The organism is Vibrio sp. 1641, assembly GCF_033339995.1.
In the GTDB taxonomy this organism is placed as follows: domain Bacteria; phylum Pseudomonadota; class Gammaproteobacteria; order Enterobacterales; family Vibrionaceae; genus Vibrio; species Vibrio alginolyticus.
The window spans coordinates 464,832-477,693 of record NZ_JAWOVP010000003.1; the positions used below are offsets into that span (position 1 = coordinate 464,832).

14 protein-coding genes are annotated in these 12,862 nt (G+C 45.3%); 1 reads left to right on the forward strand and 13 read right to left on the reverse strand.

The window, feature by feature from the left end; all coding sequences use genetic code 11:
• Nucleotides 1-8 precede the first annotated feature (8 nt).
• The 13 genes from tolA to aspS all read right to left on the reverse strand — a co-directional run bounded on the left by tolA (nt 9) and on the right by aspS (nt 11,683).
• On the reverse strand, nt 9-1,073 hold the full coding sequence (gene tolA, locus R7Z47_RS09940; RefSeq protein ID WP_053303231.1) for a cell envelope integrity protein TolA: 1,065 nt from the start codon (nt 1,071-1,073) through the stop codon (nt 9-11).
• Between the two features lie 13 nt (nt 1,074-1,086).
• Entirely contained in the window at nt 1,087-1,530 is a 444-nt protein-coding gene (locus R7Z47_RS09945; RefSeq protein WP_005378298.1) for an ExbD/TolR family protein, read from the reverse strand.
• A 3-nt stretch (nt 1,531-1,533) separates the two neighbouring features.
• A complete protein-coding gene (gene tolQ / locus R7Z47_RS09950) occupies nt 1,534-2,232 on the reverse strand; it encodes a protein TolQ (RefSeq protein ID WP_005378301.1) in 699 nt (232 codons plus the stop codon).
• Nucleotides 2,222-2,641, reverse strand: a complete 420-nt coding sequence (ybgC, locus tag R7Z47_RS09955; protein ID WP_318130030.1) for a tol-pal system-associated acyl-CoA thioesterase — start codon at nt 2,639-2,641, stop codon at nt 2,222-2,224. Before ybgC ends, tolQ begins: the two co-directional genes overlap by 11 nt.
• A gap of 172 nt (nt 2,642-2,813) precedes the next feature.
• Entirely contained in the window at nt 2,814-3,116 is a 303-nt protein-coding gene (ybgE, locus tag R7Z47_RS09960) for a cyd operon protein YbgE (RefSeq protein WP_017820043.1), read from the reverse strand.
• On the reverse strand, nt 3,109-3,216 hold the full coding sequence (cydX, locus tag R7Z47_RS09965; RefSeq protein ID WP_000270284.1) for a cytochrome bd-I oxidase subunit CydX: 108 nt from the start codon (nt 3,214-3,216) through the stop codon (nt 3,109-3,111). The genes ybgE and cydX overlap by 8 nt, the downstream gene beginning before the upstream one ends.
• 12 nt (nt 3,217-3,228) lie before the next feature.
• Nucleotides 3,229-4,365: a cytochrome d ubiquinol oxidase subunit II gene (gene cydB / locus R7Z47_RS09970; protein ID WP_006742909.1), complete on the reverse strand. Its 1,137-nt coding sequence runs from the start codon at nt 4,363-4,365 to the stop codon at nt 3,229-3,231.
• A gap of 17 nt (nt 4,366-4,382) precedes the next feature.
• Nucleotides 4,383-5,969: a cytochrome ubiquinol oxidase subunit I gene (cydA, locus tag R7Z47_RS09975; RefSeq protein ID WP_005378311.1), complete on the reverse strand. Its 1,587-nt coding sequence runs from the start codon at nt 5,967-5,969 to the stop codon at nt 4,383-4,385.
• 461 nt (nt 5,970-6,430) lie between these two features.
• Nucleotides 6,431-7,435 carry a Holliday junction branch migration DNA helicase RuvB gene (gene ruvB / locus R7Z47_RS09980; protein WP_005378312.1) on the reverse strand — a complete coding sequence of 335 codons (1,005 nt, stop codon included), beginning with the start codon at nt 7,433-7,435 and terminating at the stop codon, nt 6,431-6,433.
• A gap of 286 nt (nt 7,436-7,721) precedes the next feature.
• The gene (ruvA, locus tag R7Z47_RS09985; protein WP_151514652.1) at nt 7,722-8,333 is read right to left on the reverse strand and encodes a Holliday junction branch migration protein RuvA; all 612 of its coding nucleotides are present in this window, start codon (nt 8,331-8,333) and stop codon (nt 7,722-7,724) included.
• A gap of 67 nt (nt 8,334-8,400) precedes the next feature.
• Nucleotides 8,401-8,922 (reverse strand): crossover junction endodeoxyribonuclease RuvC, encoded by a 522-nt coding sequence (gene ruvC / locus R7Z47_RS09990; protein WP_005387909.1) that lies wholly within the window; start codon nt 8,920-8,922, stop codon nt 8,401-8,403.
• Nucleotides 8,923-9,014: 92 nt separating this feature from the next.
• Complete coding sequence (locus R7Z47_RS09995) at nt 9,015-9,761, reverse strand: YebC/PmpR family DNA-binding transcriptional regulator (RefSeq protein ID WP_137281838.1); 747 nt, start codon at nt 9,759-9,761, stop codon at nt 9,015-9,017.
• 143 nt (nt 9,762-9,904) lie between these two features.
• On the reverse strand, nt 9,905-11,683 hold the full coding sequence (gene aspS, locus R7Z47_RS10000; protein ID WP_005378401.1) for an aspartate--tRNA ligase: 1,779 nt from the start codon (nt 11,681-11,683) through the stop codon (nt 9,905-9,907).
• Between the two features lie 273 nt (nt 11,684-11,956).
• On the opposite strand from aspS, the gene R7Z47_RS10005 reads away from it, so the two are divergent.
• Nucleotides 11,957-12,823, forward strand: a complete 867-nt coding sequence (locus tag R7Z47_RS10005; RefSeq protein WP_033905053.1) for a DUF72 domain-containing protein — start codon at nt 11,957-11,959, stop codon at nt 12,821-12,823.
• Nucleotides 12,824-12,862: the final 39 nt, after the last annotated feature.

The window sequence follows — 12,862 nt, forward strand, 5'->3', positions numbered from 1 at the left end:
TCCTTATTCTAGTATTCAACGGTTAAGTTGATATCTCTAACTTTATCAATAACATCTCTATCTTTAGGCATCGGAAAGTTGCCAACTTGGGCTACTGCACTTTTGGCTGCACTACAAAGACGAGAGTCACCGTTTAACACAGTAACATTACTCACAATACCATCAGTCCCAGTTGGAACTAGCTTCACATTAAGCCTACACGACTTTCCCACAAGATAATCGTCCTTAATGATACGACTCTCTATCAATTGTTTGTAAATTGCACCATAGCGGTCAACTTCAGATTGCACATGTTGATTTTTCGCTTGCTGATTCTGTTCTGACTCACTCTCGAGACCCGCAAAAATATCATCTAACGCGGCTTCTTGAGCTTTACGCTCACGCTCGGCACGCTCAGCTGCTTCTCTCGCTTTACGCTCTCGCTCCGCTGCCTCTTTTGCCGCTTTCTCTTTTGCAATGCGCTCTTGTTCAGCTTTTTCAGCAGCTTCACGCTCACGACGTGCTTTTTCTTCCGCTTCTTTTGCTGCTTTTTCACGAGCTAAACGTTCTTGCTCAGCTTTTGCTATAGCCGCTTCTTTTGCTAAACGCTCCTGCTCAGCTTTACGCACGGCTTCTTCTTTTGCCTTGCGCTCTTTTTCTAGCTTAGCAGCTCGCTCTTTTTCTTTGCGAACACGTTCTTCTTCCTGCTTGCGCTCTTGCTCTTTTTTCTTACGTGCAGCTTCTGCTTCTCGTGCCGCTTGAGCATCTTTCGCTTGCTGCTCTTTCAACTTGCGAATTTGCTCTTCTTCAGCTTTGCGGTTTTTTTCTAGCTGCTCTGCTTCGCGTCTCAGTTTATCAAGACGCTCTTGTTCTTTTTTCGCTGCCTTTTCGCGTTGCTGGCGAATTTCTTTCGCTTGTTGCTGCACAAGTTTTGGATCGATGACAACAGCTTGAACCATTTGCCCTGTAGGCTCTGGTTTAGACATGTTGAAGTCAGTCCCCCAAAGCAGGGCTGCAACTAGAATTGCATGCAAACCAACCGATATTGCTATCGGTTTGGCGTATTGGTTGGGTTTCTTCTTGTGATCTTTCATAGATAATTGATGTCTATTCCCTGATATCGGTCATTAGACCTACCTTAGGGATACCAGCTCGACTTAGTTCATCTAGCAATAGAACAACATCGGCATATGGTGTTGCCGCGTCGCCACCTACCGCAACTGGTGAATCCGGCTTAACCTCTCGCTCCGCTTTCACTCGCACAATAACATCTTGCAACGACAAACCTCGCTGAACTTCTTCATCATTTACGCTTAGGCCTAAATTACCCTCGCTATCAATTTCGATGATAATAAAGCTACTGTCAGTCTCGCCAGCAAGGTCTTGCATAGATTCTGCGGTCGATGTTTTCGGAAGATCAACGTCGACGCCTTGAGTCACAAATGGAGCGGTCGCCATAAAAATGATCAACAGTACGAGCATTACGTCGATATACGGAACAACGTTGATCTCCGCTGTCATTTTTCGCTTTTTAGGTTGATAACCCGCCATGCTTTATTCCTTATCCGCGCTGTCTCGGCCAGCCATCGCTTGACGATGAAGGATGCTGTGGAATTCTTCAGAAAATGTTGCGTAAGTGTGCTCTAGTTTACTCACTTTATTGCTTAGGCGGTTGTACGCCATTACTGCCGGAATAGCCGCAAATAGCCCCATCGCTGTCGCGATAAGTGCCTCGGCGATACCCGGTGCAACCATAGACAACGTAGCTTGCTTTACTTCACCCAGCGCAATAAAGGCGTGCATGATGCCCCAAACGGTACCAAATAGGCCGATATAAGGGCTTATAGAACCGACTGTTGCCAAAAACGGTAAGCTTGTTTCTAGCTCATCTACTTCACGAGAAACAGCAACGCGCATTGCGCGGCCAGTGCCTTCCATGATGTAAGCTGGTGAATTTGCGTTGCTCTTACGTAGGCGAGCAAACTCTGTAAAACCTGCGTAGAAGATTTCTTCTGTGCCTTCAATTTCGTCTTTACGCGCTTTTACTTTTTGGTAAAGCTGAGAAAGATCAGTACCCGACCAAAATTTGTCTTCAAACTGCTCTGCATTTTTTGATGCTTGAGAAAGCACTTTGCTGCGCTTGATGATCATTGCCCATGACACAATTGACATGCCAAGCAACGTCAGCATCACAAGCTTTACCAACAGACTGGCCTGAAGAAAGAGATCTAAAATGGAAATATCAGCAGTCACTATTTGTTAGCTCCGAATTTATAAAGGTTGGAATAGCTATTGGTTTCATTTTCTTATTATCGATACATGCTACCTTAACCGAGGCCTTGCACAATATCTTGCCTTGATCATTGACCAACTCTTGACAGAATTGCAGAGAAGCACGTTTTATTTCTGACACTCGGGTTACGACTGTCAGATGCTCGTCCAGCCTAGCCCCTTGGTTAAAATCGATATCCATGTGTCGGACAACAAAGCCGATATATTGTTCCAGTAACACATGTTGAGAAATGCCTTTAGCACGTAACATCTCTGTCCGTGCGCGCTCAAAGAATTTTAGATAATTAGAATGATATACAACACCGCCCGCATCAGTGTCTTCATAGTACACGGTGATCGGCCAGTGAAAGAGATTTGATGTGCCTTGCAAGGGAGTACCAATATATTCAATTCTTTAAAGTAATTACTATAACTGAAGCGACAGCAATTGGTACCGAGCTAAGGAAATATTTTTGAAATTTGTAGAAAAAATAAAAGCTAGGCGAGATACCTAGCTTTTATTCGATGATTTAGTAACCGACTTTATTACAGCATATTTCAGCCTAAATGAAATAAAGTGCCGTTAGATAAATTAAGATAGCTAACGAGAAATAAGGACTAAACAAAACTTGCCAGTACCAGTTTCTTGGCTTGAAGCCCACCCCATACACCATGCTTGAACATACAGACCAAATCAGTGCTGGTGCGACGATTGAGTTAAAACCACCAATTGCTTGATGGTAAGCTTCAGGGTCCCACATCACCAATCCTACGTGCATAAAGCCAAGGATGAGAGATAAGACTCGTAGCAGAGTCTTATCCATTGGTGCGTGAAGTTTCGCTACCTTATCAGCGAGGTTACTCACTGTCTTTATCCATCATTTCTGAGTGCTCTAGCCAAAGAGCGTTGATGATACCGAATGCACAAGCAAGTAGTACACCTAGAATCCATGCGAAATACCACATAGTAAATGCCCCTTAGTAAAGTGAGTTTTTGTTGTCTTCAATGTACTGGTCATCAAGGCGACCAAACATCTTGTAGTAAGTCCAAGATGTGTAACCAAGGATGATTGGCACCATAACAAACGCAACGCCTGTCATTAGGTTCAGAGTCAGCTCAGATGACGTTGCATCCCACATTGTTAAGCTGTGGCTTGGCATTAAGTCTGAAGGCATGATGAATGGGAACATCGCAAAACCTGCAGTAAAGATAACACCAGCAACACCCAAGCTTGAAGTAATGAACGAAATCGCACATTTTTCAAGACGAGATGCCAATACAGCGAGAAGCGGCATTGCAACACCTAATACAGGAGCAGCCCATAGTAGTGGGTAGTTTTCAAAGTTCTTCATCCACGCACCAGCTTCACGGATAACCTCTTTGTTTAGAGGGTTAGAAGCAGCGTTAGTGTCGATACCGCCAACAATGACGTAGCCATCGATATTTTGGATCCAGAAACCAGCCGCTACAAACGCAGCAACCGTCAGTAAACCAGCTAACTGAGCAACGTTGCGCGCACGCACATGCACTTCGCCCGTTGTTTTCATTTGTAGCCAAGTAGAACCTTGCATCAAAATCATGAACAAGCTTACTAGACCACACAACAGTGCAAATGGGTTTAGTAGACCAAAGAATGAGCCATGGTATGTTGGCATCAAGAACTCACTCAATTGGAATGGTACACCTTGTAGAAGGTTGCCAAACGCTACACCAAAGATGATTGGCGGAACAAAACCACTGATTGAGATACAGATATCCCAGGTATTGCGCCATTTTGGATCTTCGATTTTAGAGCGGTAGTCTAGGCCCAGAGGACGAAGCCATAGCGCTGCTAGTGTCAAAATCATCGCTAAGTAGAAGCCTGAAAATGACGTTGCGTAAACCAAAGGCCAAGCTGCGAACAGTGCACCACCAGCAGTGATAAGCCAAACTTGGTTACCATCCCAGTGAGGAGCAATTGAGTTAATCATGACACGGCGTTGCGTGTCGTTTTTACCGATGATAGGTACAAGCGCGCCTACACCCATATCGAAGCCGTCTGTTACTGCAAAACCAACTAGTAGAACACCGATTAGTACCCACCAGATGAGTCGCAAGATTTCGTAATCAAACATCTTGTTATCTCCTTACCTTACGCTTCTACTTGGCGACTAACTTTGTCTTCAACAGAGTCAGCATTTTGCTCGAAGTGGTAGCGACCCGTTTTCAGGCTACTTGGGCCTTTACGAGCGAATTTCAACATTAGGTAAACTTCTGCAATCAGGAATACCGTGTATAGCGCCAGAATTGCGAAGAGTGAAGTCCAGATTTCACCTGCAGTTAGTGCAGAAGCTGCAACATGCACTGGTAAAATTTCACCTACAGCCCAAGGTTGACGGCCGTACTCAGCGACGAACCAACCCGCTTCAATTGCAATCCAAGGTAGTGGAATGCTAAATAGTGCAGCTTTTAGAATCCATTGTTTCTGCTCAATCTTCTGACGACACGTTTGGATAAACGCCGCACCAAAGACAAACAACATGATGAAGCCACAAGCAACCATGATACGGAATGACCAGAATAGCGGCCATACTGTTGGGATTGAGTCGTCCGCAGCAGCTTGGATTTGCTCTTCTGTTGCATCAACAACATTGTCTGTGTAGCGTTTTAGAAGTAGACCGTAACCTAGGTCACCTTTCACTTCATCAAACGCAGTCATGTTTTCTTCTGACTTATCGCCCGCACGAAGCTTCTCTAGAAGTTCATAAGCGTACATGCCGTCACGAATACGATCGACGTGTTCATCACGTAAATCACGAAGACCTGTTACTTGCTCATCAAAAGAACGTGTCGCGATAATACCCATTACGTAAGGGATCTTAATTGCGTAATCGGTATGCATCGTTTCCTGGTTAGGAACACCAAATAACGTAAATGCGGCAGGTGCAGGTTCAGTGTGCCACTCTGCTTCAATTGCAGCGAGTTTCACTTTTTGAACTTCACCAAGCTCGTAGCCAGATTCGTCACCAAGAACGATGGTAGATAAGATAGCTGCAATACCGAAAGAAGCAGCAATAGCAAACGAACGACGAGCAAACGCAATGTCACGACCTTTTAATAGGTAGTATGAACTGATGCCTAGAATAAACATTGCGCCACAAGTGTAACCAGAAGCAACCGTATGCACGAACTTAACCTGAGCAACTGGGTTTAGTACAACCTCAGAGAAGCTCACCATTTCCATTCGCATGGTTTCGAAGTTGAAATCTGCGCCTACTGGGTTTTGCATCCAGCCGTTTGCGATAAGAATCCAAAGAGCAGAGAAGTTAGAGCCTAGTGCCACAAGCCAGGTAACCGCTAAGTGTTGGCGTTTAGATAGACGATCCCACCCGAAGAAGAATAGACCAACAAAAGTTGACTCCAGGAAGAATGCGACAAGTGCTTCGATCGCTAGCGGTGCACCGAAGATATCACCTACATAGTGGGAGTAGTAAGACCAGTTCGTACCAAACTGGAACTCCATGGTAAGGCCTGTCGCCACACCAAGTGCAAAGTTAATACCGAATAGCTTACCCCAGAACTTGGTCATGTCCTTATAGATTTGCTTGTTCGTCATTACGTACATCGATTCCATAATGGCCAGAAGGAAGGCCATACCAAGGGTCAATGGTACGAATAGGAAGTGATACATCGCTGTCAGTGCAAACTGCAACCGCGATAGATCAACTACGTCAATCATGGTAACTCCTATGTGTCGGCTGAATGACACTCTCTACATATTGCAATCCATATTCAGGTGTTATTTACACTTGAAAAATGTTGAATTATCACAACTCATTGTTGCAAAAATGTGCTTCATTGGTTAGTTAATTGTTAAGCATCAGCTAATATAGCTGGGGCTAATATTACTTGTAAAAACAGATTGTTTCAAAAGGTTTATAGCCGTAACGCGCTTTGATATACATCAATGTTTATGCGCGGAATTTGCACAAAAATCCATCACATTGATCTAGATCAACCAGTATTGGATACGGATGTTAAGAGAGAGTAATCAGGAGAGAAATTAACCAGTTGCAAGCAAACATCGAGTTAACAATCAATGCTTTTTACTTACTAAACCAGTATGAGAAAAAATTCAAAAAATGTGAGTTTGGTCAACTTTAATGAAGCGCTGGGCAACAAAGGCCCAGCGAGGGAATCTTATTTTTCAATTCCGAAATGCAAATACGCACGATCTGTCGCGATTCTTCCACGCGGAGTGCGTTGTAAATAACCTTGCTGAATAAGATAAGGTTCAAGAACGTCTTCAATAGTGTCCTTTTCTTCACCTATCGCCGCTGCCATGTTGTCGAGCCCGACCGGACCACCACCAAATTTTTCCATAATCGCGAGTAGTAGCTTACGGTCCATGTAATCGAAGCCTTCGGCGTCCACATCAAGCATATTCAACGCCTTATCGGCAACATCGGCACAAATGTGACCATTGCCTTTCACTTCCGCATAATCACGAACACGGCGTAGCAAACGGTTAGCAATACGTGGTGTGCCACGCGCACGTCTTGCCACTTCCAATGCACCTTCAGGTTCCATTGATAAACCTAAACAATCCGCGCTTCGCTGCACAATATCTTGGAGGTCTTTTATCTTATAAAACTCAAGGCGCTGAGTAATACCAAAGCGATCGCGCAATGGTGACGTCAAAGAGCCCGCTCGGGTCGTCGCACCAATTAACGTAAATGGTGGTAAATCGATCTTAATAGAACGAGCGGCCGGACCTTCACCGATCATAATATCCAGTTGATAATCTTCCATCGCCGGATACAGCACCTCTTCAACCATCGGGCTCAAGCGGTGAATCTCATCGATGAACAACACATCGTTTTCTTCAAGGTTGGTTAACAGCGCGGCCAAATCGCCTGCTTTCTCAAGTACAGGGCCTGAAGTAGTGCGAATGTTCACTTCCATTTCATTGGCAACGATATTCGCAAGTGTGGTTTTACCCAAACCTGGGGGACCAAAAATCAAAAGGTGATCAAGTGCTTCGCTACGTAACTGAGCAGCTTTAATGAAGATCTCCATTTGGTCACGGACATGGTCCTGACCTTGGTAATCCGCTAATTTTTTTGGCCGAATAGCACGATCAATGACATCTTCATCACGAAAGGCAGGGTTTTCTGGCGCGATTAAACGATCGGCTTCAATCATCTTTTTACCTTGAAAAATGGTTACCTGAGAGAATAATGCCGCTCGTTTAACAGCAAGTGGCATATTTCTATATCTCGTCATCCTGTACAGCGACGAAGGAGCGTGATACAGGATCTTCTATCCGAGCGATTTATGGTCAAATTGTTTCATTAACCGCTCAGCGTGCTGCTATTAGATTCCCAGTCTCGCCAGGCTCGCTGGAATGACACAAAAAACATCGTTAAGCGATTGGCATTAACCTTAGAGAATGAGTTATCTTGAACAAATGTTCACTGTGCAACCAGCGTTACACCATTGATTTTAGAGCTTCACGGATCATTTGCTCACTGCTCATGTCCGGTTTAGCGATCTGAGATACCACTTTCGACGCTTGAGTCGGCTTGTAACCTAGAGCTAGAAGCGCACTGATTGCCTCTTCTTCTGCGTTGTTGGATGTTGCACCAGAATCCGCAGGAGCAGCATCCGTAAATGGCGTAAATAGATCGCCAGCGCCCCACCCTTTCAAGCGGTCTTTCATTTCAACAACCAATCGCTCTGCGGTTTTCTTGCCAACGCCTGGAAGCTTAACCAGCGTAGAAACGTCTTCATGTTCCACACAAGTAACAAATTGCGTTGCTGTCATACCAGAGAGAATACCAAGACCGAGTTTAGGACCAACGCCATTGGCTTTGATCACTTCACGGAAAAGTGCTCGTTCTTTTACTGTGTTGAAACCGTATAGCAATTGCGCATCTTCACGGACAACAAAGTGAGTATAAATAATGGCTTCTTCGCCAACATTTGGCAGTTCGTAAAAACAGCTCATTGGCATCTGGACTTCATAGCCAATGCCATTAATTTCAATTAATACTTCAGGTGGTTGCTTTTCAATCAGTATGCCACGAAGACGTCCAATCACTATAAATACTCTTTGGAAATGAATTTGCGACAGGATAATAAAGAACTGGATAGACATCCAGTTAATTTTAACGGTAGCGCCCTTTTCTGGCACTGGTTGCTTTGCCCGCTAATGCAACGAGAGTCTTGTTAGTATTGGCATGACAAATCGCCACACCTAAAGCATCGGCTGCATCCGCTTGAGGCTTGGCGGGCAATTTAAGCATCTGCTGAACCATATGCTGAACTTGCGCTTTGTCCGCGCCACCAGTGCCGACGACAGCTTGCTTAATAAGACGAGCCGCGTATTCAAATACCGGCAACTCCGCATTCACCGCAGCAACAATTGCACTGCCACGAGCTTGGCCAAGTTTTAGCGCTGAATCCGCGTTTTTGGCCATAAACACTTGCTCGATCGCGAAAACGTCCGGTTGAAACTGGGTAATGATTTCCGTGACGCCTGCATAAATCTGTTTAAGCCGACCCGGAAGTTCTTTTTCTGAAGTACGAATGCAGCCACTACCAAGGTATTGCAAGTGGCGTCCATTTTGACGAATGACCCCATAGCCGGTAATGCGCGAACCTGGGTCAATGCCCAAAATAATTGACATGAATGTTCCTAAAAATGAGGCCTAATTCGGCCTCAGTCTTTTTATTATTACTTGCTAACTTCGGAGCAAATACCGCTCCCGACACCTTGAGTTTAATCTAGCGTAGCCGCAACGTCGTCAGAGATATCACCATTGTGATAAACCTCTTGAACGTCGTCCAGATCTTCCAAAGCGTCAATCAAACGAAGTAGTTTTGGCGCAGTATCCGCGTCCAAATCTGCTTTCGTAGATGGGATCAGCGACACCTCCGCGTTCTCTGCCTCAAACCCTGCGGCATCAAGGGCATCTTTTACGAGTCCAAAGTCGCCTGGGGCCGTGTAGACATCAATCGAGCCATCTTCTGCCGTTTCAATATCATCAGCACCACTTTCTAATGCTACTTCCATTACCGCATCCTCATCTAAATCTGGGCCATATGAAATCACGCCTTTCTTGTCGAAAAGATAGTTGACGCTACCATCCGTCCCCAGATTACCGCCTGACTTTGAGAATGCATGGCGTACGCCAGATACCGTACGATTTCGGTTATCCGTCATACATTCGACCATGACCGCCGTACCACCTGGACCATAACCTTCATAGATCACGGTTTCCATGTTGTCGTCGCCTTCACCACCAGCACCTCGGCTGACAGCACGGTTGACAGTGTCACGTGTCATGTTGTTAGACAGTGCTTTATCAATTGCTGCTCGCAAACGTGGGTTATTTTCTGGCTCACCGCCCCCCTCTTTTGCCGCAACAACGATTTCACGAATTAATTTAGTAAAGATTTTGCCGCGCTTCGCATCTTGCGCTGCTTTACGGTGACGAATATTCGCCCATTTACTATGACCAGCCATAATTCACCTTTTAATGTATTTTGACGCTTAATAACAAAACATGTTCTAAAAAGCGTTGCTTGGGAAATTGCTTTGGAAGTTTCTTGGGTTTATTTAAACAAAAACTCCCGCAGTTGCGGGAGTTTTCTTCAAATGTTGTGCGCTTATTCTGCGTCTTTTTCTTTCGCTGCAGTTACTGCGATTGCTAGCTCTTCTAGCGCTGCTGGGTTCGCAATACTTGGTGCGTCTGTTAGTAGACACGCCGCTGCTGTTGTTTTAGGGAACGCGATAACATCACGGATGTTCTCTGTGCCACATAGCAGCATTACTAGACGGTCTAGACCAAATGCAAGACCAGCATGTGGAGGCGTACCGAATTTCAGCGCATCAAGCAGGAAACCGAACTTAAGCTGTTGCTCTTCAGGTGTGATACCTAGAATATCAAATACGGCTTCTTGCATATCTGCGTTGTGGATACGAACAGAGCCGCCGCCCACTTCGTAGCCATTTAGAACCATATCGTAAGCGTTAGAATTTGCCGCAGCAGGGTTTGCTTTTAGCTCTTCTGCAGTCACACCTAGAGGCGATGTGAATGGGTGGTGCATCGCGTGTAGGTTGCCTTCGTCATCTTCTTCGAACATTGGGAAGTCAACAACCCATAGTGGAGCCCATGCAGACTCATCCGTTAGCTCTAGGTCTTTACCTAGTTTCAAACGTAGCGCACCCATTGCTTCTGCAACGATGCCCGCTTTATCAGCGCCAAATAGGATAATGTCACCAGATTCCGCTTGAGTACGATCTAGAATGCCGTTGATCACGTCTTCATTTAGGAACTTAGCGACTGGAGATTGGATACCTTCCATGCCCGCTGCACGGTCGTTAACCTTCATCCAAGCTAGACCTTTCGCACCGTAGATACCAACGAATTCACCGTAGCCATCAATTTGCTTACGAGTCAAAGATGCACCACCTGGAACGCGAATAACGGCAACTCGGCCTTTTTCGTCGTTTGCTGGACCTGAGAATACTTTGAACTCAACGTCTTTCACTAGGTCAGCAACGTCTACTAGTTCCAGTGGGTTACGTAGGTCTGGCTTGTCAGAACCGAAACGACGAATCGCTTCGCTGAACGGCATTACTGGGAATTCACCTAGGTCAACGTTTAGTAGCTCTTGCCACATTTCACGAACCATTTTCTCAGTCGTTGCACGAACTTGGTCAGCCGTCATGAATGACGTTTCGATATCGATCTGAGTGAATTCTGGTTGACGGTCAGCACGCAAGTCTTCATCACGGAAACACTTAACGATTTGGTAGTAACGGTCAAAACCAGACATCATTAGAAGCTGTTTGAATAGCTGTGGAGACTGAGGAAGCGCGTAGAAGCTGCCTTTGTGAACACGGCTAGGTACTAGGTAGTCACGAGCGCCTTCTGGTGTCGCTTTTGTTAGTACTGGTGTTTCGATGTCTAGGAAGCCGTTGTCATCTAGGAAACGACGAACAAAGCTAGACGCTTTAGCACGTAGCTTGATGCGGTCGCTCATTTCTGGACGACGTAGATCTAGGTAACGATACTTCAGGCGCTGCTCTTCAGAGTTCTTTTGGTTGAAGTCTAGAGGCAGAACATCAGAACGGTTGATGATTTCAAGACCTTTCGCAAGGATCTCGACTTCACCTGTTGCCATGTCTTTGTTTGCTTGGCTCTCTGGGCGAACGCGCACTTCACCCGTTAGTTTGATACAGAATTCATTACGAAGTGTGTTCGCCACTTCATACGCATCCGCCATATCTGGATCAACAACTACCTGAACGATACCTTCGCGATCTCGCATATCAATAAAAATAAGACCGCCTAAATCACGACGACGGTTAACCCAGCCGCAAAGTTCTACAGTTTGTCCTGCAAGGGACTTGTTCAGGTGACCACAGTAATGGGTACGCATAATGAAATTCCCAATCTCTCAAATGTTGTTAACTACGCTCTGTCAGCCTCATTGCTAAGCAGAGTAAAGATTCAGTTATACGCTGAATGTCCACGAAAATCGACTACTCAACATACAATTACGTGTGTTTTATCATTCACTGGTGCTTTTTAGTACAACAAATGTTCAAAAGCGCACCAAAGCGAAAAAATTGGGGAGGATTATAGCGTGAAATTACCTATTTCAGCAAAACTCTCGTAAAGTATTCACACGAGTAGCAAGCAGTAAAGAATAATGGATAACTTACCTCTTCGACTTGGATTGACGATGTGGTCGCACAATCAATGGCAACAAAGTTTTTACGGCAGCGGGACAAAGCCCGCTGAACGTTTAGAAAGGTATGCGCAAGTGTTTCATACCGTGGAAGGCAACACGACATTTTATGCCACACCGACGCTCAATACAGTGCAAAACTGGAGAGCCGCAACCCACGATGATTTTCGCTTTACTTTCAAACTTCCTAAAGCCATCACTCATGAGCAAATGCTAAGAGGTTGCAGCGAACAACTGAGAGACTTCATGAAGGTCATGGAGCCTTTGCATGACCGTGTGGGCCAATGGACAATTCAATTACCAGCCGCATTTGGTCCTGAGCACCTTGATCGACTGAAAAAGTTCTGTGCGAGCTTTCCACCTAACTTCCCTCTCGGTGTTGAGGTTCGCCATATGGCATTTTTCTCCAAAGGCGAAGAAGAGCGAGCACTTAACCAATGGTTAGTAGAGAATAATATTGACCGCATTATTATGGATAGCCGCCCAGTCTTTGCCGCTAAGCCCGACAATGAGGCGATTATTGATGCACAAATGAAAAAACCACGAGTCCCTGTTCACGCCATTGCTACCGCTTCACACCCTTTGATTCGCTTTATTGGTCATCCAGAAGAACAGCAAAATTACGAGTTTTTTAAACCATGGCTCAACAAGTTGCCACAATGGATTGCCGAAGGTAAACAGCCATATGTCATGATCCATACCGCAGACAATATAATTGCGCCAGAGTTGGCCGCAAACCTATATAAAGACATACAAAAGCGTATCACGCTCCCTGAGTTAGCGCCTTTCCCTGCTGACGATGGCAACTCGCAGTTACAGATGTTCTAACGCAACACATGACAGAGGCGCGAAATTCCCATAAAATAC